This is a genomic window from Weissella paramesenteroides ATCC 33313 (assembly GCF_000160575.1).
GTDB classification, from domain to species: domain Bacteria; phylum Bacillota; class Bacilli; order Lactobacillales; family Lactobacillaceae; genus Weissella; species Weissella paramesenteroides.
The window spans coordinates 512,773-536,477 of sequence record NZ_GG697128.1; the positions used below are offsets into that span (position 1 = coordinate 512,773).

The window sequence follows — 23,705 nt, forward strand, 5'->3', positions numbered from 1 at the left end:
ATTGATGTCATTTCATCAATGTTTTTTTGTATTTATTATTTACTTTTCACCAAAATTATTAATAAAGTATAACAACGTTTGCAACTCATTTGTTAAGTCAACGTTCTGAACGCGAATTGATTTTGGTACATCTAAACGCAATGGCGTGAAATTCAAAATACCTCGAATGCCTGCCGTTGCCAAGCGCTTAGCAACGTCTTGCGCAACATCAGCAGGTACGGTGACAATTGCAACGTCAATTCGTTGATCTGTAATTTGCTTCTCTAAATCATCTAAACTATATACAGGAATTCCTGATTGAATTGTATTAACAATATCAGGATTAACATCAAATGCTGCTGCAATGCGTGCATTTGAACTTTGGTGAAAATTAAAATTCAACAAAGCTTGTCCTAGATTTCCTACTCCGACTAATGCAACAGAAGCTAAAGTATCTTGATTCAAAATTTCACCAAAAAACTTCATCAAAGCTTCCACGTCATACCCATACCCACGTTTTCCTAGTGCTCCAAAATAAGAAAAATCACGTCGAATTGTTGCAGCATCAAACTTTACTGCATCAGATAATTCATTTGATGAAACGCGGACAGTCCCAGAATCTAACAACAACTTCAAATAACGATAGTAAATTGGCAATCGTTTTGCCGTTGCTCTAGGAATATCATGTTCAACCATTTTGTTCGACCTCTTTTTCCAAATTTTAACTATTTCACAATCTAACTCCAACATTGTGAACCTCTTATTAGTTATAATCATACCATATATAGCACATTATGTGAACGAAATAACAATTATTAATTCACAAACCGCCATTTTCTGTAAGCGTTTCCGGAATGCTGGATTTTTGATAAAAAAGTGACTGAAACTTCGGTGATAACCTTAAAAAGAAGAGGCTGGGACAGATGTTGTCTCAGCCTCTTCTTTTTATGCTAAAAGATATTAATTAAACGCATGTTAGTTTGACAGCATAAACGCGTTCCAAAAGTCTGAAGCCTCAATGTAACGCAATTTACGACATTTCTGTCCTTCGCTTTGCTTCGGCCAAAAATGACGAAAACTACGTTACACACCGGCTTCAAAACGACTTTTGTCTCGCTCTCTTTTTTGGCTAAAAATGTATTAATTATGTTTTGGCTTACCCTTATTTTTACGATGCTTACGCTTTGCGCGCTTTTCTTTATCAAAGCGCTCCTGACGTGAAATAACGTTTGTCACCTCAGACTTCTTACGTTGTGTTGCCTTATTATTAGTCCGTGGCTTGTCTGATGTTGAAGATGAACTAGGCGTTGCCTGCTTGCCTGGTGCTATTTTCTCAGCAACAATCGCTGTTTTTTTACTTGGTAATACATGATTACCAGAAATGGTCTGAATATCAACTGCTACCATTTTCTTTAAATCACGATAATCATGATCGTTTCCAAAGGAAATTACCGTACCTGCCTTACCCATACGCCCAGTACGCCCAGCACGATGTGTGTATGTTTCTCCATCACGTGGTAAATCAAAATTTATAATTGCCGGTAAATCAGGAATATCAAGGCCTCTAGCAGCCACATCTGTTGTGAGTAAAAATTTTGCTTTCCCCTGACGGAAGTTCATTAATGATTTTGATCTGGTCGTACTAGAATCACCACGTACCAGCGTAGCCATTGCAACATGTTCATGGGCTAAAAAGCTTGCCGTTATTTTTAATTGCTTCGTTGTGTTAAAAAATACGATTGCTTGAAAATGTTTTTGCGTTGCCAATTGGCGCAATCTTTTTTGGCGTTGATCACGTGCTGTTGGCCAAAATTCATGTTTAATTGCTGTCGGAATTTTAACCTGACGTTGATCGATACGCAAAAAATCGCGGTTAAACAAACCACTTGCTGTTGACTGATCAACTTCTGTTGCACCAAATAATGCAACTTGTACATCATCGTCATCAATAGCATCCCAAATCAGGTCAATTTGATTTGCTGTGTCATCGCGTAACAATTCATCTGCTTCATCTAAAATCAACGTACGTAAACGTTTCAATTTTAGTTTACCATTTGCAATTAATTCACTAACACGTCCTGGCGTACCAATCAAAATTTCTGGATGTTTTTTTAATCGGTCCAGTTGATGCTTAATATTTGCACCACCTGTTAAGGATAATACCTTCAACGATAAAACATTCGCCCAATCACGGATAACACGAGTTGTCTGCATGGCTAATTCTTGTGATGGTGCCAAGATCAATAGCTGTTCACCATCTTCTGGCACCAATTCAGGTAGCAATGGCCACGTGAAAGCCAATGTTTTCCCTGTCCCTGTTGGTGCAAGTGCATCAATCGATTGGCCACTTGCTAGCGGTTCAGCGACAGCTTCCTGAATTGGTGTTAGTGTGGTAAACCCAACACTAGTTAATCGTTCTTCAAAACGGGAATCCATTTTGTCTCCTTTATATTGTGTTTATTTATTGTTCATCAGCAGGAAATACAATGCCTGCATCTTGGCGTAAATCAAACAAAACTTGGTTCACTGTTCGACTCAAAGTCAATAATTCTTGATATGCCTCAACTGTTTCATTTGGATTAGTCATCATGTCAGCAAACTTAACAACTTCCGCAATCATTGGATTTGATAATGGTTCCTGACTTAATTGATGAGCAGTACTGCCATCATCATAGTAAGTTACATTAAGTACTTCAGCGATATCCCCAATAACTAAGGTATCACGACGCCCTAAAATTTCTGAGGTCAAATGACTATTAGACCCCTTACCAAATTCAATTGTTACATCAAAATCGTTATAGCGTAGAATCGCAATACCACGACCATCAGCACCATTGCGTAACGGTGTAGCAAAATAATGACTTTGTTTTGGTGCCCCAAATAGCTTAATTGCTGCATAAATTGGATACACACCCAAATCAGTCAAAGCACCGGCACTAAAGCGACGACTTAACACGTTAGGTTCGTTACCTGCTAGATAATCATCGAAGCGTGAAGAATATTTTTCATACACAAATGTTGCCCCTGAAATTTTTTCCATTTTGGCAACTTTCTGTTCAATAATTTTAAAGTTTGCTTGCTGAATATGACGTGCTGCTTCAAATAAACGCACAGCCGGATGGTCATGTAATAATTCTAAAATAGCTGCATATTCAGTTGGATTAGAAAAGGCTGATTTTTCTACAATTACATGAATATCATGGCTGATAGCTGCCTTTACCTGTTCAAAGTGTACGCTATTTGGTGAGGCAATATAAACAACATTGATACCACTGGTATAAAAGCTTTCTAAGTCAGTATAAACTGCATCAACATTGAATGTTTGCGCAAACTGCTGACCAGTATCCTCGTGACGTGAATATACTGCAGTTAACGCATATTGACCTGATTCGTGAGCCGCTTGTACGAACTGCTTTGTAATCCAATTGGTTCCAATTATTCCAAGTTTGTATGCCATAATTAGTCTCCCTTATATACCGCATATACGTTTAGTTAGTATTAATTATATATCATCAACAATAAAAGCTGCTAGCTTTTGACTGATAAATAACTCAAAATCAAATTATTTAAATACCAACGAAGGCTATTTTAAATAATATGCGCTCCTAGACTATTCTTAAAATGATCCAAGGCCCATTCTTGACCATGAGGTGTAAATGTTGCCACGCCCTCACTTGGAATAGTCAATTGATAGTTTAAATTGTAAGCATAAACTGCCGTATGAAGAACGCATATATCGGTGCATACTCCTACTAACCAAAGTTCATTCACATGTCGCTCTCTTAAGAAATTATCTAAATTAGTATTTTGAAATGCAGAATAGCGGTTTTTATTAAATTGATAAACTTTTTTATCTCCCCGGTGCTTTTCATACCAATGCTGTAAATCACCGTACAATTCCTGGCCCCAAGTACCAACGATATTGTGTGGTGGAAATAATTTGTGTTCGGGATGATAAATGTCATCCTTGAAATGCGCATCGGTTGGTAAAATGACATAGTCCCCATTTTCCAAAAAAGTCTGTGCTTGGTGAACGATATAATCTTCCAAAATTTGTGCCGGTTTACCACAAGTCAAAGAGCCCTTATCAGCAACGAAATCATTTGTATAATCAATAATTACTAAAGCTTTTGTCATGTCTTGTCACCCTCCTCTTTTGATTATATCATGCCCTTAACTCACTTTTTTAAAAGTAACTAACTGATATAAAAATAGCTGCCAATCTAACCATTTTCATTGGATGGATTGGCAGCTATAAGTATCTTTAATTAGTTACGCTCAAGTACTGTCACTGACTCGATATGCGTTGTTTGTGGGAATTGATCAACTGGTTGAACATCCCCTTTGATTGTGTAGCCATTTTCTTTGAACTGAGCAACATCGCGCACCAAGGTTGCCGGATTACAGCTAATGTACACAATTTTGCTTGGTGCCATAGCTGAAGCGGCATCAATTAACTCAGTCGTTAGTCCTTTACGTGGTGGATCAACGAAGATAACATCTGGTTTTAGACCATCTTGTTGCCAAGCAACCATCTTTTCTTCCGCTTTACCTAATTCAAATTTAACGTTATGGACATTATTCAAATCAGCATTACGTTTTGCATCATCAACCGCTCCTGGTACCACTTCTACACCAAGAACTGACTTTACCTTATCAGCAATCGTTAATGAAATAGTTCCAATACCTGAATAAGCATCGATGACCGTTTCATTACCTGTTAATTCTGCTTTATCAGCTGCTAACTTATATAGGATTTCAGTTGTTTGTGGATTAACTTGGTAGAAAGAATTTGGACCGATAGCAAAGGTCTTATCAAACAAAGTGTCCTTAATAACTTTGTTACCCCATAGAACATGGTTAACATCACCCAAAATAACATTCGTCTTATCCTGGTTAACATTCTGAATAATTGAAGTTACTTCTGGTAGCACTTCTTTAATTTGTGGAATAATAATATTTGCGCCAGGAATACGCTTTGAACGCGTTACTAGCACAACCATCATTTCATGTGAATAGTATCCACGACGGACCATAATGTTACGAATAACACCTTTATGATGGATTTCATCATAAGCAGGCACATGGAACTTTCGTAAAATATCACGAATAATAACGATTGCTTTATCAATTTCCGGATCTTGAATATAAAAATCTTCAATTGGCATCAAACGATGTGAGCCACGACGGAAGAATCCCGTAGTTAATTGTCCCTTTATTTCACGGGCTGGAATTTGTGCTTTGTTACGGTAACCTGTTGGATTTTCCATACCAATAGTTGGTGCAACATTAACATCAATGTGTTGCTTACTAAATAATTCAGCAATCTGTTGTTGCTTAAATTTCAACTGCGCATCATATTTCAAGTGTGCTAGTGGTGCAATACCAGTTGTTAGTGCTGCTGTATTGACTTCATGATTACGGTTTGGTGATGACTCAATCGTCTTCACAACTCGTCCAAAGGCATAGTTACTAGTAACCTTTGTAATCCCCACACGAATTTTTTCACCAGGGACAGCATTTGTCACAAACACTGGGAAATCATCGACTTTAACAACACCATTTCCTTGATAGGTTAAATCAATAACTTCAGCATCAAATTCTTGATTCTTAACCACAGGGGCTTTCTTTTTCATCATTTTCTCCTTCTTTTGGCCTTTTCGACGACCAACAATCATTTCATTGTATCACAGCGTCAGACAAAACGAAAAGGAAATATTGAAAAGAGAGCAAGAAAAAAGTCGTTTTGAAGTCGGCACGAATTGCGTTACATTTTTAGTTTTAGCTAAAAAAGGTTGGAACATTTTCTTTTGTCCCAACCTCATAAACGCATGCCAAAATATTTAATTCTTACTGTAACAACAATTATCACATCTTTTGCAATGCCGCAATGCGTTCCGACATAGGCGGATGCGTCGCAAAAAGATTTGTTAACTTTTTCTCTTTTAATGGGTTTGCGATGTACAACGCCGCACTTTCTGGTGAAACATTTTCATCCGACATTGGTTCACTTTGCGAAATTTTATTTAACGCATTGATCAATCCCTGTGGATTTCGTGTTAACTCCACCGCCCCCGCATCGGCAAGAAATTCTCGATTACGTGAAATTGCTAGTTGAACTAACGTTGCTGCAATCGGTGCCAATACCAAAACTAAAATTGAAGCAATCATGGCGATAATATTACCATCTTTATTATCACGATTTCGATTACCACCACCGAAATACCAAAAATGAGTACCAAAATTTGCCAGCATCGCAATTGCTGACGTCAAGGCAACCGCAATTGTTTGAATACGAATGTCATAATTACGAACATGAGTCATCTCATGCGCCATAACGCCCTCTAATTCTTCACGATTTAATACTGACAGAATACCTGAAGTTGCTGCCACCGCAGCATGTTCAGGATCATTACCTGTTGCAAATGCATTTGGACTCGGATCATCAATAATAAATACTCGTGGCATCGGAACGTTAGCTACTAATGCCATATCCTCTACAATGTGCCACAGGTCAGGTGCTTGATCCGCACTCGTAATTTCTTGGGCATGATTTAGACTCATCACAACGTCAGTTGACTGGCTAAACATATAAACAGCATAAACAATCCCCGTCACGATCGCAATAATGACACCTGGTACCCATTCACCGAGCAAGTAATATCCTAGTGCTGCACCGACAATTCCCATGAACAAAAAGAATCCAATAAATAACACAATCGTTTTGCGCTTATTTTTTGCAATTTGTTCAAATAACATGGTCAATTACCTCTTAAAGGCCACGATCATCAAATGACACGTTGACCACTTCTCGTTCTTTAGCTGGCGTTTCCAAGAATTCGCTAGGCTTGAAACTGTGGATCTTAGCCACAAAATTCGTTGGGAACGACTGTAACTTTGTATTATATGTGGCAGTTGTCGTATTAAATAATTGACGTGAGTAAGCAATTTTATTTTCTGTATTTGTCAATTCTTCCATTAACTTATTGTATTGATTTGATGCTTTCAAATCAGGATAAGCTTCTGCAACTGCAAAAACTGACTTTAAAGAGCTCGTCAATTGGTCAGACAGTGCCATTGTTTTCTGATGGTCATCAGTTGGTGTTTGAGTTAGTGCATTACGAAGTCCAACCACTTTTTCCAAAGTTCCTTGTTCGAACTTAGCTGATCCTTTAACCGTCTCAACCAAATTTGGAATCAAATCGTTTCGTCGTTTTAATTGTACGTCAATTTGACTCCATGACTCTTGTGTACGCATACGTGCTTGCACCAGTCCGTTATAGATACCGACCCATAACAAAGCTAGAACAATCACGATACCGACAATAATCCATCCAATCATCATTTTCTCCATTCTTTATGAATTACTCATAAGATGCTTTATAGTCTATCTAATATACATTGTACCATGCCCCAAAATTTACATTGTTTAATATTTACTTTTTTATAAAAAATGACCAAATATTGCGATGTCATTCTGGAAAGAAAGTGTAACAATCGACTGCTGTCTTTTGGAACATGTTTAAAGAGGCTGGGACAGATGTTGTCTCAGCCTCTAATTTTTATGCTAAAAGATATGAATTAACCGCATGTTAGTTTGACAGCATAAACGCGTTCCAAAAGTCTGAAGCCTCAATGTAACGCAATTTACGACATTTCTGTCCTTCGCTTTGCTTCGGCCAAAAATGACGAAAACTACGTTACATACCGGCTTCAAAACGACTTTTGCCTCGCTCTCTAAACGAATATCTAATGTTTAAAAATAGTTGCTATTAATCGACATAATCAGCAATTGATTGTTGAATAGCTGCTAACTTATCATCAGCTATTTGTTGGGTTGTTCCATTGGTACCAACATATAATTTAATTTTGGGTTCAGTACCTGAAGGACGTACAGCTACCCATGAGCCATCTGACAACCAGTACTTTAATACGTTAGCTTTTGGTAATGACATTGTTGTCTCCACACCTGTCTGGACGTCAGTCTCAGTTTGTAATGTAAAGTCAGCAAATTTTGTCACTGCAATATTTCCAAATGAAGTTGGTTGCTCTGCACGGAATTTTGCCATTAGGGCAGCAATTTTTTCTGCCCCATCAATCCCCTTAAAGGTTAGTGATTGTGTATTTTCTACAAAGTAACCATACTCTGCAAACAAATCTTGCAAACCATCATACAATGTCTTACCAAGTGACTTGTAGTAAGCTGCAACCTCTGCTAGCAAAACAGTTGCTTGAATAGAATCTTTATCACGAGCAAATGATTTTACTAAGTATCCATATGATTCTTCAAAACCAAATAAGAAGGTATGCTCATGTGTTGATTCATAATTTTGAATCTGCTCCGCAATATACTTAAATCCTGTCAAAACATTAATTGTTTCAATATTAAAACTCTTCGCAATATCTGCTGCGAATTCTGATGACACAATTGATTTAACAAGAACACCGTTAGCTGGTAATGTTCCTGCTGCTTTTTTAGCAGTTAATAAGTAGTGCAACAAAATTGCACCAATTTGATTACCAGTTAGCAATTGATACTCACCTGATGGCAAGCGAACAGCCGTTCCCATACGATCAGCATCCGGGTCAACCCCAATCACAACATCAGCCCCTTGCTTTTTAGCCAATGCAATGCCCATTGCTAATGCTGCTGGATCTTCAGGATTTGGCAAAGTTACTGTTGGAAAATCACCATCTGGTTGCTCTTGCTCTGGCACGATTGTAACATTCTTGAAACCTGCGTTATTCAAAGCTTGACCTGCAATCAACGCACCAGTACCATGAAGTGGTGAGTAAACCAACTTCATATCACGTCCCTCTTTATTGACCAATTCTTGATCAACTGTTACCGTCTTGATTTCAGACAAATAAGCATCATCAACGTCCTTACCAATAGTTACCAACAATCCAGCTGCTTCTAGTTCAGCTTGTGATTTTACTGGCACCGCAAACATATCTGCTTCACGAATAGATGCCGTAATGATATCAGACTCCTTTGGTGGCATTTGACCACCATCTTCACCATAAATCTTGTATCCGTTATACTCTTTTGGATTGTGCGAAGCTGTAATCATAACACCCGCATAAGCCTTAAAATATCGTACCGTAAAAGATAACTCTGGTGTTGGACGTAATGATTCGAAAACATACGCCTTGATACCATGTGCCCCTAATACCTTAGCTGATTCAAAAGCAAACTCTTGTGAGAAATGACGTGAATCATATGAAATGGCAACGCCACGTGCTTTTACGTCTTTAGATAATGAATCCATCAAACGTGCTAATCCCTCAGTAGCTTGTCGCACTGTATAGATATTCATGCGATTAATTCCGGCCCCTAGCAGACCACGCATACCGGCGGTTCCAAATGATAATGGTTGATAGAAAGCATCCTCTGCTTGTTGATCATCCTTTGCTAATGCATCCATCTCATTTTTTAAGTATTCTGGTAAATCATTACGCTTTGTCCATACTTGAAAATTATCTTGCCAAGTCATCTCTGTCATTCTCCTTTATTATTATGTTCCCCAATATAACTAATTTCATTGTACCATAGGATTATTCAGTTATTTAGTCCAACCTTATGGCTTCGTATTAGAAATTAATGTTGGTTGATTACCACCGATAATCACTTCATCAACCGTTTTTAAAAACAAACCATGTTCAACAACCCCGATCGTTTGTTCCAAAAAATATGCTAAACTCTGGGGATATTCAATACGATTCAAGTGTAAATCAATAATATAATTACCAACATCAGTTGTAACCCGTTCACCAGTCGCTGTCCGACGAAAAGTAGGCTGCATATCTGCTGCCAAAAATTTTTTCAACAGATGGTGGCTACCATAAGGCACCACTTCAACAGGTAATGGAAACTGGCCGATGACCTCATGATACTTTGATTCATCAATAATCCAAATATTCTTCTTCGAATTCAAAGCCACAATTTTTTCAAATAATAACGCTGCACCACCACCCTTAATACCATTTAGCTGATGGTCAACTTCATCTGCACCATCAATCGTTAAATCGATCATTGGTACTTCGTCAACAGAAGCAAGCTTAATCCCCAATGATTTTGCTAATGATGACGTTTTATTTGAGGTTGTCACCCCAGTAATATTCAGACCTTCATTGTTGATTTTGGCAGCCAACGCTTCAATAAAAAAACGTACGGTCGACCCTGTTCCCAAACCAACAATCATGCCATCAGTAATTAAAGTCGCTGCAAATTCGCCAGCTTGCTTTTTTTGAATAATTTGCTGATCAATCACTATGTGTTCCTCCTTTTCCCCCTGACAGTAAATTAATTTTACCGATAAAGCATAAAAAAAGATAGCAATAAACGTGTTTACTATCGAACCAATATTTATAACCAAAAGAATCTGAATCATAAAATTTTTTAGACTAAAAAACATCAAGCTACCGTTGTTAATGTGGTAACTTGATGTTTTTAAACGGAGTTTAGGCCAAAAGAAAATCTTCCAAACTCTTCTTACTAAAATTTACGAAAACGTGCGCGTCGTTGTGCAATTAACTTATCTGCTGGCATATTTGCCAACTTTTGAATTTCTTCATCCAATCTTGCACGAATTAATGAGAAGACACGTGTATGTGAACGACTTTCGGGTATGATGTACTCGATAATGTGATTATCTAACAAGTCATTTGGTGTTAAGCCCATGACTGCAGCTGCTTCATCATGTCGTTTCGCATCTTTCCACAGAATTGATGCAAAGCCTTCAGGTGAAAGGACCGAATAAGTTGAATTTTGGAACATCCACACTTGATCAGTAGTTGCTAGTGCAAGTGCACCACCAGAACCACCTTCACCATAGACAATGGCAATCATAGGAACTGGCAATTTCAAACTTTCCAAAATACTTTGCGCAATCGCTTCACCTTGACCTTGATCTTCCGCAGTCTTACCTGGAAAAGCCCCTGGTGTATTGATAAAAGTAATAATCGGACGACCAAACTTCGCTGCCTGTTTCATTAAGCGCGTCGCTTTACGATAGCCATATGGCTCAGGCGAACCATTCCGTTTAGCTAACTTATCATTGATATCTGATCCTTTGTCAATCACGATAACGGTCACTGGGCGACCATTCAGGTTAGCAAGCCCGCCAATAACGCTTTGGTCATCACCAGCATAGCGATCACCATGCAGTTCAAAGAAGTCAGTAAAGACACCTGAAATAATTTCACGCGCCATAAATCGATCTTCACGTGCACGTTTCACAATTTGAACGGGTGTTAATTCACGTCTAAATAAACTTACCATGGCTAACGACCTCCTTGTGGTTGATGGAATCTAACAAGTTGTGCTAAGACTTTAGGTAGTTCTTTACGCTGCACAACTGCATCAATAAATCCATTTTCCAAAACCGTTTCGGCCCGTTGAAAGTCCTTGGGTACTTTTTCGTGAATTGTCTGTTCAATCACACGTTTACCGGCAAAACCAACTAAAGCATGCGGTTCAGCCAATGTGACATCCCCTTGCATCGCAAATGAAGCTGTCACACCACCAGTTGTTGGGTCAGTTAACACCACGAAATATGGTAATCCAGCCTCTTGATGCGCGGCAACAGCAGCAGATACTTTAGCCATCTGCATCAAGGAATTAATTCCCTCTTGCATACGAGCACCACCAGAAGCAGTGAATAGAACAACTGGTAATTCTTGCTCAGTTGCCTTTTCAAACAAACGAGTAATTTTCTCACCAGTCATTGTTCCTAGCGAACCCATCATGAAGTAAGAATCCATAATTCCTAAGGCAACGGTTTCGTCTTCAAGGACTGCTTTACCAGTCAAGACTGATTCATTTAAATCAGTTTGTGATTTTGCTCGACTTAACTTTTCAGCATATCCAGGAAATTCTGGATTTTCTAATGTTAAGTCTGCGTCCCATTCCTCAAACGCCGTTGTCATCAAGTGAACACGCTCGTACGCTTGCAAACGGAACCCGTAACCACAATTTGGGCAAACACGGTGTTCGCCTAATTGTTTAGAATACAATTGTGCCCCACAATATGGACATGCTAGAAATAAACCATCTGGAATCTGAGCATCAACATGCGCGTCTTTTTTAATTTTAGGTAATTTGGCATTTGGTTTATTAAATAAATCCATCATTTGCCTCCTATTCACCTGATGTCAAACTTTTTTGCCATTTTGGTAAAAAGTCATGCTCAAGGTACTGTGTTGTAAATAAGCCCTCTGCAACAACATCATCATTTAACAACGCTTCTTGGAAATCAGCATTTGTATTGACACCATCAATAACCATTTCATCTAGAATACGTTTCATTTTAACAACTGCTTCAGCACGATCATCACCATGTACCAACAATTTTCCAATCATTGAATCGTAAAATGGTTGAATAATGTCACCAGAATAAATTGCTGAATCGATGCGAATACCAGGCCCACCAGTTGGTAAAAAGGCAAAATTAATCTTACCCGCACTTGGTGCAAAGTTACGTTCAGGCTGTTCAGCATTTAAACGTACTTCAATTGCATGACCATTGACTTTGATGTCCGTTTGACGCAAAGTTAATGCCTCGCCGGCCGCAACCTGCACTTGCATCTTGATCAAATCAACACCAGTTACTAATTCAGTTACTGGATGTTCAACTTGGATACGAGTATTCATTTCCATAAAGTAGAAATTGCCATCATGATCTTCCAAGAATTCCAGCGTTCCAGTATTCTCATAATCCAATGCGTTAACCGCACGTGTTGCAATTGCTCCCAGTTCATCACGCATTGCTTGAGTCACACCAACGGCTGGACTTTCTTCCATTACTTTCTGGTTATTCCGTTGTAATGAACAATTACGCTCAGGGAAGTATAGGACATTGCCTTGTTGGTCACGAATAATTTGCATCTCAATATGACGCACATTTGTCATCACCTTTTCGACGTACATGTGCCCATCCCCAAAAGCAGCTTTTGCTTCACGTTGCGCATCATCAAACTTTTCAGCTAATTCATTTTCTGAATAAACAAAACGCATCCCTTTACCACCACCACCAGCAGCAGCTTTTAACAATAAAGGATAACCTATCCGTTCAGCAACTTTTTTAGCTTCACTAGCATTATGAATAAAACCTTCAGATCCCGGAATCACTGGTACACCAGCTTCACGCATTGACTCACGTGCATTCGCCTTATTTCCCATTAACTCCAAGACTTTAGGACTTGGTCCAATCCACTTGAGACCAACTGCACCAACCATTTCAGCAAAGGCTTCATTCTCTGATAAGAATCCATACCCAGGATGAATGGCTTCAGCGCCAGTCAACACAGCTGCACTCAATATATTTTTCATATTTAGATAGCTGTCTTTTGATCTAGGACCACCAACAGCAATGGCTTCATCAGCTAGTCGCACATGAAGACTATCCGCATCAGCTGAAGAATAAATAGCAACAGATTTAATGCCCATTTCCTTCAGTGTACGAATGATACGAACCGCAATTTCTCCTCGATTCGCCACTAAAACTTTTTTGAACATACTTAATCTCCAACAATAAATGTTAAGTCAGCTGTAGTGACACGCTTGCCATCCACATATGCTGTTCCCTTACCTTCACCAATAGGGCCACGTAAACGAGTTAACTTAACCTCTAATCTTACTTGGTCACCTGGACGAACCATCTTACGGAAACGTGCCTTCTTAATACCACCAAAGTAAGCTGTCTTTCCTTTATGTTCAGGCATTGACAACAAAGCAACAGCACCAGTTTGCGCTAAGGCTTCAATCGTCAAATTACCTGGAAAAGTTGGGTTATTTGGAAAATGACCCTGAAAAATCTCTTCATTGATTGTTACATTTTTAATAGCAACGGCGCTTTCGCCAGGTACAAGTTCTTCTACCGTATCCAACATCAACATTGGGTAACGGTGAGGCAAAATTTCTTGAATTTGTTGTGTATTTAATACTGACATATCAAATCCTCCTAGGCATCCGGTTGAACACGGAATAATGCATGTCCGTAATCGACAACATCTTCTTCTTCAACCAAGATTTCCTTAATAACACCTGTTACTTCACTCTTCACTGGTGTCATCAGTTTCATTGCTTCAATAATTGCAACTTGTTCACCAACTTGCACATGATCACCAACTTCTTTAAAAGGAGCTGCATCAGGCTTTGGCTTCAAATAGACTGTTCCAACCAAAGGTGCTTCAACCAAGACACTGTTATCAGTACCTAAATCAGCAGTTCCCTCTGTTGCTTTCTTCTCAGAAACAGCAGATTGTGCAGCTGTTTCGGGTTGTGTGGTTGCTGCCACAACTGGTTGAGAAATTTCATTCTTACTTAAATGTAAGCTGAAATCTTCTGATTGTAATGAAAATTCACGCAATGAGCTGTTTTCTAAATCTTGCATCAATGTTCGAATTTCATCTAATTGCAAACTCATTAATTTTCACTCCACTTCTTAAAAATAATTGCTGCATTATGTCCACCAAAGCCGTAATTGGCTGACAGAACATAATTTGGTGCAACATGCTTATTTTCTTCATTAACTAGGGTTACACCTGCTGTTTCAGGGTCTTGTTCAGTTAAACCAATATTCACTGGTAACTCTTCACGAACAATTGCACCAATTGCAGCAATGGCTTCAATGGCACCGGCAGCACCTAATAGGTGACCAGTCATACCCTTTGTTGAAGAAACTAGGACACCATTTTTACCAAAGACCAATTCCATTGCCTTTGACTCTGCGGCATCATTTGCTCCGGTAGCTGTTCCGTGTGCATTAACGTAGTCAATATCACTTGGTTGAATATTTGCATCTTCTAAGGCTAATTTAACTGAGCCAGCAGGACCTGAACCATCAGGAGTTGGACTTGTTAAGTGATAAGCATCAGAATTTGAACCGTAACCGACAACCTCAGCAATGATGTTGGCACCACGTGCTTGTGCATGTTCTAATGATTCAAGAATTAAGACCCCTGAACCTTCACCTAACACAAATCCATGACGGTTAACATCAAATGGTGTTGAAGCCTTTAGTGGGTCAGATTCTGTTGACAAAGCTGTCAAAGCTGCGAATCCAGAAATTCCCATCTCATTCACTGAGGCCTCTGCACCACCTGTGATCATGACATCCATTTTACCTGATTGTACACGCCAGAAAGCCTCACCAATTGCATTGGTTGCACTGGCACAAGCTGTTGATACTGTGTAGTTAACACCTTTTGCCCCATAGCGCATTGAGACATTACCAGAAACCATGTTAGGAATTGCATTAGGTACGAACATTGGACTAACACGTTGTGGTCCTTTGTCGTGCATTTTAATAACCTGTTGTTCAATCGTTGTCAAACCACCGATACCAGTTCCCATAATCACACCAAAACGGTCTGGATTATCAACACCATCAGCTAATCCAGCTTGCTCAAGTGCTTCACCAGCAGCATGAACAGCATATTGTGAAAATAGATCCATCTTACGTGATTCACGTTTACCAACGCGAGCAGAAGGATCAAAATCCTTTACTTCACCTGCAACAGTGATACCAGTCTCTGTTGCATCGAATTTAGTGATTGGCGCAATACCAACTTCACCATTAAAAATACCATTCCAAAAATCTTCAGTGCTATTTCCAACAGGGGTAACAGCACCTAAACCTGTAATAACAACTCGTGTCATCTTGTTCTCCTTTATGTTTTAGCAATTTTATACGTACGAAAAAAGTAAGTAAAAATAAATAAGTGCAAAAGCGCACGTATGCGTTGCTTAAATATATAACCCACCATCGACCGTAATTGTTTGGCCGGTAATGTAATCGTTTTGAGCCAAGAAAACAGCTGTACTTGCAATTTCAGTTGCTTCACCAAAACGTTTTAATGGTACTGCTTCCAGCACTTGATTTTTCACTTTATCTGACAAGGCATTGGTCATATCTGAGACAATCATCCCTGGAGCAATGGCATTCACACGAATACCACGCATTGCGCCTTCTTTAGCTAATGACTTTGTTAACCCAACGATACCTGCCTTTGAAGCAGCATAATTAGCTTGACCAACATTTCCCATCAAACCAACAACAGAAGCCATGTTAATAATCTGTCCAGTACGGGCACGCAACATTTTCTTAAAAACAGGTTGTGTCACATTAAATGTGCCATTTAAGTTTGTGTTTACAACTTGTGCGAAATCTGCTGGTTTCATCCCCATTGTGAGTTTATCATTCACAATACCAGCGTTGTTAACTAGAATGTCAATGCCTTCAATTTCAGCAAATAATCCGTCTAATGCTGTCTTTACACTAGCATCATCTGCAATATCTGCTGTGATGGCCATGGTACCTTCGCTAAATTCACCTAACACCTCTGCCTTTGGTGCAGAACGACCGTGTAAAATAACACGTGCGCCAGTATCATCAAAAGCGTGTGCAATGGCCAAACCAATACCACGAGTTGACCCTGTAACTAAAACTGTTTTCCCTTCGAGATTCATCACTTCGTCTCCTATTCTGCTGCTAACATTTCACGAACTTCTTGATACGTCTTAAAATTAGTAACCTTATAACGCTTAATATCTTTACCGACAATTTTACGAGCAAATTTATAAAGTGTATCACTTGGACCAAATTCAATTAACGTATCAACCCCATCATCTACCATCGCTTGCAATGCTTGCGCAAAGTAAGTTGGTGAAACAATTTGGTCTAACAATGTTGTTTTAACATCTGAGAATTTTTTACCAGTTGTATTTGAATACACATCAAATGACATTGGTGAAAATGGCTCATCTGCCAAACGTGTCGTCAATTGATCGGCTGCCGATTGCATTAATGGCGTATGGAAAGGTCCTGAAACTGGCAACTCAACCAATCGTTCAATACCTGCGTCTGTCAGTGCTGCAATTGCTGCATCAACATCAGCACCTACACCACCAATAACTAATTGATTAAATGTATTATAGTTCGCTGGATAAACACGCTTACCCGCTGCTTGCAATTTGTTAATAGTCGCAATAACCAAGTCTTGATCTTCTGTCATCACAGCGACCATTTTACCTGGATTATCATCACCCGCTTGCTGCATGTATGCACCACGGTCTTTAATAATCCGCATAGCTTGATCAAAAGTCAATACATCAGCGGCCACCAAAGCACTGTATTCACCAAGGCTAAGTCCCAGCGTTGCTTGTGGTGTTGGCATGATATCCGCCAACGCGCGATAGATACCAGTACTCATTGCTAGAATTGCAGGTTGCGTGAATTTTGTCTGCTTCACATTCTCTTCATCATTAACAATAGTTGACATGATGTCATAACCTAGCACTTGGCTAGCCTCATCAATGGTTTCTTTATAAGCTGGTACTTGCTCATATAAATCAGCACCCATGCCAACCTTTTGAGCACCTTGTCCGCTCATTAAAATTCCAAGTTTCATATGTCCTCCAATATTGTTAATTCAAAAGATCTTCTGCCTGTGACCAAGTATCTTCCAAAATTTGTGCGACTGGCTTCAATTCAGTGATCAAACCAGAAACTTGTCCAGCCATGAAAGCACCAGTTGCCTTATCACCATCGATAACAGCTCGGCGTAATGAACCGTTCTCTAGATCCTCAATTGCATCAGCATCTGGCTTAGGCTTTTGAATTTCGATTCGTTCTTGCTTAACGAAATTCTTTGACATTTTTGTCTTTAGCACACGCGCACGGTTTCCCATGATTTCGCCAGTTACTAAAGTATCAATATCCTTTGCTTTGACAACTGCATTCTTAAAGTTTTCATGTACTTCTGATTCTTCAGAAGCTAGGAATCGTGTTCCCATCTGAACACCTGAGGCACCGAGCATAAAGGCAGCTGCAACACCACGACCATCTCCGATACCACCAGCTGCAATAACTGGAATGTTCACAGCATCAACAACTTGAGGTACAAGCGTCATGGTTGTTAAACTACCAATATGACCACCAGATTCCATACCTTCGGCAACAACGGCATCAACACCCTTCTTTTCCATCATCTTAGCAAGACCAACTGATGGAATAACTGGGATAACTAGAATGCCATGACTGTGCAATTCATCAATAAAAGGTGATGGATCACCTGCACCAGTGGCAACGACCTTCACACCTTCTTCAATCACAACATCAAACACTTCACGAATGTGACGTGAAAGCAACATCACGTTAACCCCAAAAGGTTTGTCCGTCACTTCACGCGCACGATGAATTTCTTCACGAACTTTGTCAGCCTTCCAGTACCCAGTTCCGATAATACCTAATCCACCAGCCTCTGAAACAGATCCAGCCAAATGACCTGTTCCAGCCCAAGCCATACCGCCTTGGATAATAGGATATTTCATGCCCAACTTTTCAAAAAGTGGATTATTTAGCTTAAAGCTCATAATATCGTCCCTTCTAACTACGTCGACTACTTAGGCGTTTACTTGTTCTGTTACCTTGTTAACCAAATCTTGTACTGTTTGAATTTCTTCAGCAACAGCAAGCTTAATATCAAATTCGTCTTCAACACGGTTCAAAACTTCGAACAAGTCAAGTGAATCTGCATCGATATCTTCACTTAAGTTTGTATCTAACTTAATTTCATCATCTTCCAAATCGAATTGGTCAACCAAGATTTCGCTTACTTTGTTAAAAATTTCTGTTTCAGTCATGTTATTTTCCTCTTTTTTCTCTTATTAATAATAAATTAGTTGTTATAAATTATAGCTGGATAATTAGCGCACCTGCAGTCAGACCACCACCAAAACCAGCTAATGCAATTTTCTGACCTTGATGAACAACGCCTGTTGCCCGTAATTCATCAAGCAAGATGCCAATACTTGCAGCACTTGTATTCCCATAGTTGACAACATTGGTTGGGAATTTATCAATCGGTTGTCCAAATCTTTTCGCAATACTTGCAATAATTCGTGCATTTGCTTGGTGTAAGACATATACATCAATATCATTTGCAGTTAATTGTGCCGTTTCTAATGCTTGAGATAAGACAGCTGGCACTTGACGTGTTGCAAAATTATAAACCTCACGCCCATTCATATGAAAGTAAGGATCAGCTGCAACGATATCACCAACGAAATGATTACTATTTCGCTGACGACCTGCCGTCAAAAACTCAGATTGATCACCGTATGTTTTTAGCGCTTCTGCTAACAGGCCAGTATCTTCTACTGTTTGTTGTAACAAAACACCTGAAGCACCATCTCCAAACAGGACTGCAGTAGACCGGTCTTCCCAATCTACTAGCTTGCTTAGTACTTCAGCACCAATTACCAAACCACGTTGATATTTGGTCGCTAGTAACTTACTGGCCATGCTAAGTGTATATACAAACCCGGAACATGCGGCCGACAAATCAAATGCAAAAGCATTCGTTGCACCAATTCGTCCTTGAACTTGTTGTGCCACACTTGGCGTTAAGTAGTCTGGTGACATTGTGCCAACAATAATAAAATCTAATTGATTTGCTGACAAATTTGCCTGTGCCAAAAGTTTTTCTGCAACAGTTGTTGCTAAATCACTCGTGCTTTCATTTGACACAATGTGTCGTTGATGAATACCTGTGCGAGAGTGTATCCACTCGTCTGACGTATCCATAAACGTTGCTAATTCATCGTTTGTGACGACACGCTCAGGCACCACGTGGGCAGACTCAACAATTGTAAATCGTTCCATAATGTCCTCAATTAAAACTGTATTAGCTCACGAAGATAATCTTGTAAATCACTAACGGCTTTTTCAACCGCAGGTGCTTCACCTTCCTCTAATGAATCAAACAATGAATGGGCCATACCTCGATGAAATGCTTCATGGGCACGAAAAACCGTACGACCCTTGTGCGTCAATCCAATGCGAACCACACGTCGATCCTTCGTATCACGCGTACGAACGACATAACCCTTTTTTTCAAGCTTATCAATTACACTAGTCATTGCACTAGGTGTTAAATGCATCGTTTGAGCTAATTGGGATGCCGTCCGCGTGTCATACATAGTAATCGCCGCAATCGTATGCATATCTTTAATAGAAATATCCTTAAAGCGTGATTTGCGCAATGAGGCTTCCTCAATCCACATCACATTATTGAAGACATCTACTAATGACTCATTCATTTTTTCAAAAGAATCCTCTTCATGTGCGGTCATACTTATTTCTCCGTGTCACTAGCTGACTTGTCTTCAGGTGAAACGACAAACATTAGTTCAGCGCTAGTAGCTAATTTACCATCAACTACTGCCTTAACTTTTACTGTTCCCATATTTTCACGTAGGTTACCAAATTCAACATGCAACTTCACTGTATCGCCTGGCTTAACCATTCTCTTAAACTTGGCATTATCAATACCAGTCATATAAGCTGTTTTACCAACAAATTGTGGTGATGATAAGATCAAGATTGAAGCCGCTTGTGCCAATGATTCAATAATTAGAACGCCTGGCATAACTGGATTACCTGGAAAATGTCCTTGGAAAAATTGTTCATTAATTGTTACATTTTTTGTTGCAATCAATGATTCCCCTGGGGTCATTTCATCAACATAATCCATATACAAGATGGGATAACGATTTGGAATTAAATCCATAATCTCTGTCGTAGATAGAACTGCCACAGTCGTGCTCCTTCCAAAATTTATTTCGAACATCGAAATATTCGATATTCAAATGTTATTGCTTTTTGGCATAAATGTCAACTTATTATACAGATTAATCGAATTTATCTAATATTTCGTTAAAATTATTGCGATCAAATCAAGCCGCTATAATTAATTTTCTAACAAAAAGCGGCCAAGACAAACATCATTGTCTTGACCGCTATACTTTGAAATTTATTATTGGTAAATTATTACTTCTTAAACTTTGACTTCAGTTCATCAACTGCATCTTCCGCCTTATCCTTAAGGTTTTCAGCTGAATCTTCAACCTTATCTTTTGCATCTCCGAAAAGGCCACGTGCTTTACCAGCTAACCCTTGTGCTTTTCCTTCAGCTTCTAACTTTTCGTCATCGGAAACAACACCAGCAACTTCCTTTGCCTTACCAGAAACTTCATCAACTTTACCTTTTACATCATCTTCTACTGCCATAAATATAATCCCCCGTTTCTATATTTTCTCTATAATAACTGGTATTCGCAAAAGGTGCAAATAATATCTATTAAACAATAAAATTAATAACAAATTAAGCTAAAGCAATACAAATATTTCCTTATATTTATAACAAACCTAAACGCTTATAGATATCATCAACGTGCTTAAGGTGCCAATGGTAATCAAATGCATCATCTACCTCTGCAGGCGTTAAGTTGGCTTGAATTGTTTCATCAGCGTCTACCAATTCACGGAATTGTAACTGATTATCCCAAGATTGAGCCGTTAATGGTTGAACTGTATCGTATGCTGCCTCTCGTGACAATCCCGCATCAACTAATTTCAATAGTAAACGTTGTGAATAAATCAACCCATATGTGCGCGTCATATTATTCTTCATCGTTTCTGGGAAAACCTGCAAATTGCGTAAAATGTTTGTCAAACGATGTAACATATAATCTAGAACGGTTGTGCCATCAACGAGAATGATTCGTTCGGCACTAGAGTGTGAAATATCACGCTCATGCCACAATGTCACATCTTCGAGTGCAGTAACTGCATATCCTCGTAAGACACGTGATAAACCAACGACATTTTCAGATCCAATCGGATTACGTTTATGAGGCATCGCTGATGATCCCTTTTGACCACCACGGAAACCTTCTTCAACTTCATGAATTTCTGAACGTTGTAAGCCACGAATCTCCGTTGCCAGTTCTTCTAAATTAGCACCGATTACAGCAATCGTTGTCATATAATCAGCATGTAAGTCACGTGGTAATACTTGTGAACCAATTGGTTGTGGGGTTAATCCCAATTCTTTCATCGCCACTTCTTCAACTTGTGGTGGAATATTTGCAAAGGTTCCCACAGCACCTGAAAGTTTTCCGGTTTCAATAGCTGCAGCAACGCGATCAAAACGTTCGATATTACGTACAGCTGCTTGGTAGAATCGAGCCATTTTCAATCCAAAGGTCGTTGGCTCAGCATGGACACCATGAGTACGCCCCATCATAACCGTATCTTTATATTTTAAAGCCAACTCTGCTAACGTTGCTTTCAGTTCCTGCAAATCATCCTTAATGACCTGATTAGCTTGGCGTAATCTCAAAGCCTGTGCGGTATCAACAACATCTGTTGAAGTTAATCCATAATGAATCCACTTCCGCTCCTCACCTAATGATTCTGAAACATTTCTGGTAAAAGCAACGACATCATGACGCGTTGACTGTTCAATTTCTGCAATACGTGCAACATCAAATTTTGCATTTGCACGAATGGCAGCTAAGTCGTCTGCTGGCACATGCCCAACCGAGACCCAACCGGCAGTAGCGGCAATTTCAACATCTAACCATGACTGGTATTGATTTTCAAGCGACCAAATACGTCCCATTTCTGGGCGTGTGTAACGATCAAGCATCCTTTTTAACCTCTTATTCCCTTTCGAAAAGCCGAACAAATTATTATATTCAACAACTATTGTAACGTAAATCCGAATTTCTTTCAGCATTTTATCAAATAAAAAAACTACAGAAAAAAAATCTGTAGTTTTTATGATTAACTAATTGCTACTTTCCGAACTAGCACTTGATGAAGAACTTGAGCTATCTGACGATGCTGATGAGCTAGATGAAGAACTAGATGAAGAGCTTGAAGATGCTTCCGATGAAGAACTTGAACTCTCAGAAGATGAACTTGAACTCTCAGAAGATGAACTACTCTTTGCAGTCTTTGCAGTTGCGGCAGCTTGTGTATACGTAGACAAAACATTTTGTAATGTTGAATCCTTAATATTCACATTGGCCTTACCCAATTCTTCACCAACAATTGCTTGAACTTCAGTCGTATCTGACATTGTCTTTTCAACCAAGATACTCTTCATTTTTGACTTCAAAGCACTAAATGACTTCTTATCACTCTTTGAGTTCATCTTAATAATAAAGTATCCTTGCGATGATGTTGATTTTACAGGTGTCTTTGTATATTCACCCTTCTTCAACTTGAAAGCAGCTGTTTTGAAATCATCTTCAAGATTTGTATCAGTTGAATCAAAACTAGTCATCTTACCACCATTTTTCTTGGTATTGGTATCGATTGACTTTTCTTTTGCTAACTTAGCAAAGTCACCACCTTTATCAAGTTGTGCAATAATCTTTTTCGCATCATCCTCTGATGAAGTCAAAATAACTGATACACTAACCTTTGGTTGATATTCTTTGTAAGCTTTATGCAATTGCTTATTTGAATAATGCTTATCAGCAATTACTGCTTGCTTTTCCAAAGCTTGGATACGCAATGAATCACGGAAACTATCCTCCGTCATACCATTTTGTGACAACACTTGTGAGAATTGTGAACCATACTGTGACTTAGCGTCATTGTATTGTGATTCAATAGATTTCTTTGAAACTTTATCTCCATATTTCTTATCCAAAACCTTTTGAATAATCATATTGGCCAATTCCTTTTGTCCTTCAGGAGAGCTTTTTAATTTTTTGTAATATTCAGCTTGTGAAACATTACCTGCATCGGTCGTTACGAGTGACTTTGGGCCAATTCCCCAAGCAGCCAACCCAACACCCGCCGCAATTACGACGAGCACGCCTAATACTTTTTTCCACATCGGTAGTGCCTTCTTTCTCGAAA

The 23,705-nt window shown here is 39.1% G+C and carries 25 protein-coding genes; all 25 read right to left on the reverse strand.

What is annotated here, in order from left to right; all coding sequences use genetic code 11:
- Positions 1-39 precede the first annotated feature (39 nt).
- The 25 genes from HMPREF0877_RS02345 to HMPREF0877_RS02465 all read right to left on the reverse strand — a co-directional run bounded on the left by HMPREF0877_RS02345 (position 40) and on the right by HMPREF0877_RS02465 (position 23,682).
- Positions 40-675, reverse strand: a complete 636-nt coding sequence (locus tag HMPREF0877_RS02345) for a redox-sensing transcriptional repressor Rex (RefSeq protein ID WP_040760308.1) — start codon at positions 673-675, stop codon at positions 40-42.
- Between the two features lie 444 nt (positions 676-1,119).
- On the reverse strand, positions 1,120-2,415 hold the full coding sequence (locus HMPREF0877_RS02350; RefSeq protein WP_002827578.1) for a DEAD/DEAH box helicase: 1,296 nt from the start codon (positions 2,413-2,415) through the stop codon (positions 1,120-1,122).
- A 25-nt stretch (positions 2,416-2,440) separates the two neighbouring features.
- Positions 2,441-3,436 carry a Gfo/Idh/MocA family protein gene (locus tag HMPREF0877_RS02355; protein WP_002827579.1) on the reverse strand — a complete coding sequence of 332 codons (996 nt, stop codon included), beginning with the start codon at positions 3,434-3,436 and terminating at the stop codon, positions 2,441-2,443.
- A 131-nt stretch (positions 3,437-3,567) separates the two neighbouring features.
- Positions 3,568-4,116, reverse strand: a complete 549-nt coding sequence (locus HMPREF0877_RS02360; protein ID WP_002827581.1) for a cysteine hydrolase family protein — start codon at positions 4,114-4,116, stop codon at positions 3,568-3,570.
- Between the two features lie 131 nt (positions 4,117-4,247).
- On the reverse strand, positions 4,248-5,615 hold the full coding sequence (gene rlmD / locus HMPREF0877_RS02365) for a 23S rRNA (uracil(1939)-C(5))-methyltransferase RlmD (protein WP_040760310.1): 1,368 nt from the start codon (positions 5,613-5,615) through the stop codon (positions 4,248-4,250).
- Between the two features lie 232 nt (positions 5,616-5,847).
- Positions 5,848-6,738 carry a zinc metalloprotease HtpX gene (gene htpX / locus HMPREF0877_RS02370; protein ID WP_002827583.1) on the reverse strand — a complete coding sequence of 297 codons (891 nt, stop codon included), beginning with the start codon at positions 6,736-6,738 and terminating at the stop codon, positions 5,848-5,850.
- A gap of 13 nt (positions 6,739-6,751) precedes the next feature.
- Entirely contained in the window at positions 6,752-7,321 is a 570-nt protein-coding gene (locus HMPREF0877_RS02375) for a LemA family protein (RefSeq protein ID WP_040760312.1), read from the reverse strand.
- 430 nt (positions 7,322-7,751) lie between these two features.
- Positions 7,752-9,476, reverse strand: coding sequence for a phospho-sugar mutase (locus tag HMPREF0877_RS02380; protein ID WP_040760315.1), 1,725 nt, complete (start codon positions 9,474-9,476; stop codon positions 7,752-7,754).
- A gap of 84 nt (positions 9,477-9,560) precedes the next feature.
- Positions 9,561-10,250, reverse strand: a complete 690-nt coding sequence (gene rpiA / locus HMPREF0877_RS02385) for a ribose-5-phosphate isomerase RpiA (protein WP_040760436.1) — start codon at positions 10,248-10,250, stop codon at positions 9,561-9,563.
- Between the two features lie 227 nt (positions 10,251-10,477).
- Positions 10,478-11,263: a carboxyltransferase subunit alpha gene (gene accA / locus HMPREF0877_RS10420; protein ID WP_002827587.1), complete on the reverse strand. Its 786-nt coding sequence runs from the start codon at positions 11,261-11,263 to the stop codon at positions 10,478-10,480.
- Between the two features lie 2 nt (positions 11,264-11,265).
- Positions 11,266-12,111 carry an acetyl-CoA carboxylase, carboxyltransferase subunit beta gene (gene accD / locus HMPREF0877_RS10425; RefSeq protein ID WP_040760318.1) on the reverse strand — a complete coding sequence of 282 codons (846 nt, stop codon included), beginning with the start codon at positions 12,109-12,111 and terminating at the stop codon, positions 11,266-11,268.
- Positions 12,112-12,121: 10 nt separating this feature from the next.
- Positions 12,122-13,498, reverse strand: a complete 1,377-nt coding sequence (gene accC, locus HMPREF0877_RS02400; protein WP_002827590.1) for an acetyl-CoA carboxylase biotin carboxylase subunit — start codon at positions 13,496-13,498, stop codon at positions 12,122-12,124.
- 2 nt (positions 13,499-13,500) lie between these two features.
- On the reverse strand, positions 13,501-13,932 hold the full coding sequence (fabZ, locus tag HMPREF0877_RS02405) for a 3-hydroxyacyl-ACP dehydratase FabZ (protein WP_002827591.1): 432 nt from the start codon (positions 13,930-13,932) through the stop codon (positions 13,501-13,503).
- 11 nt (positions 13,933-13,943) lie between these two features.
- Positions 13,944-14,408, reverse strand: coding sequence for an acetyl-CoA carboxylase biotin carboxyl carrier protein (accB, locus tag HMPREF0877_RS02410; RefSeq protein WP_002827593.1), 465 nt, complete (start codon positions 14,406-14,408; stop codon positions 13,944-13,946).
- Positions 14,408-15,643, reverse strand: a complete 1,236-nt coding sequence (gene fabF, locus HMPREF0877_RS02415) for a beta-ketoacyl-ACP synthase II (protein ID WP_002827594.1) — start codon at positions 15,641-15,643, stop codon at positions 14,408-14,410. The genes accB and fabF overlap by 1 nt, the downstream gene beginning before the upstream one ends.
- Before the next feature lie 87 nt (positions 15,644-15,730).
- Positions 15,731-16,453, reverse strand: coding sequence for a 3-oxoacyl-ACP reductase family protein (locus HMPREF0877_RS02420; protein WP_002827595.1), 723 nt, complete (start codon positions 16,451-16,453; stop codon positions 15,731-15,733).
- An 11-nt stretch (positions 16,454-16,464) separates the two neighbouring features.
- A complete protein-coding gene (locus tag HMPREF0877_RS02425) occupies positions 16,465-17,394 on the reverse strand; it encodes an ACP S-malonyltransferase (protein ID WP_002827596.1) in 930 nt (309 codons plus the stop codon).
- A gap of 16 nt (positions 17,395-17,410) precedes the next feature.
- Entirely contained in the window at positions 17,411-18,358 is a 948-nt protein-coding gene (locus HMPREF0877_RS02430) for a DUF561 domain-containing protein (protein WP_002827597.1), read from the reverse strand.
- A gap of 30 nt (positions 18,359-18,388) precedes the next feature.
- Positions 18,389-18,628, reverse strand: coding sequence for an acyl carrier protein (locus HMPREF0877_RS02435; RefSeq protein WP_002827598.1), 240 nt, complete (start codon positions 18,626-18,628; stop codon positions 18,389-18,391).
- Positions 18,629-18,677: 49 nt separating this feature from the next.
- The gene (locus HMPREF0877_RS02440) at positions 18,678-19,649 is read right to left on the reverse strand and encodes a beta-ketoacyl-ACP synthase III (protein ID WP_002827600.1); all 972 of its coding nucleotides are present in this window, start codon (positions 19,647-19,649) and stop codon (positions 18,678-18,680) included.
- An 11-nt stretch (positions 19,650-19,660) separates the two neighbouring features.
- Positions 19,661-20,119 carry a MarR family winged helix-turn-helix transcriptional regulator gene (locus HMPREF0877_RS02445; RefSeq protein ID WP_002827601.1) on the reverse strand — a complete coding sequence of 153 codons (459 nt, stop codon included), beginning with the start codon at positions 20,117-20,119 and terminating at the stop codon, positions 19,661-19,663.
- A 2-nt stretch (positions 20,120-20,121) separates the two neighbouring features.
- Positions 20,122-20,583 carry a 3-hydroxyacyl-ACP dehydratase FabZ gene (gene fabZ / locus HMPREF0877_RS02450; protein ID WP_040760323.1) on the reverse strand — a complete coding sequence of 154 codons (462 nt, stop codon included), beginning with the start codon at positions 20,581-20,583 and terminating at the stop codon, positions 20,122-20,124.
- A 233-nt stretch (positions 20,584-20,816) separates the two neighbouring features.
- Positions 20,817-21,056 (reverse strand): CsbD family protein, encoded by a 240-nt coding sequence (locus tag HMPREF0877_RS02455; protein ID WP_002827603.1) that lies wholly within the window; start codon positions 21,054-21,056, stop codon positions 20,817-20,819.
- Positions 21,057-21,183: 127 nt separating this feature from the next.
- A complete protein-coding gene (gene purB / locus HMPREF0877_RS02460) occupies positions 21,184-22,479 on the reverse strand; it encodes an adenylosuccinate lyase (RefSeq protein ID WP_040760325.1) in 1,296 nt (431 codons plus the stop codon).
- A 141-nt stretch (positions 22,480-22,620) separates the two neighbouring features.
- Positions 22,621-23,682, reverse strand: coding sequence for a peptidylprolyl isomerase (locus HMPREF0877_RS02465; RefSeq protein WP_002827605.1), 1,062 nt, complete (start codon positions 23,680-23,682; stop codon positions 22,621-22,623).
- Positions 23,683-23,705 lie beyond the last annotated feature (23 nt).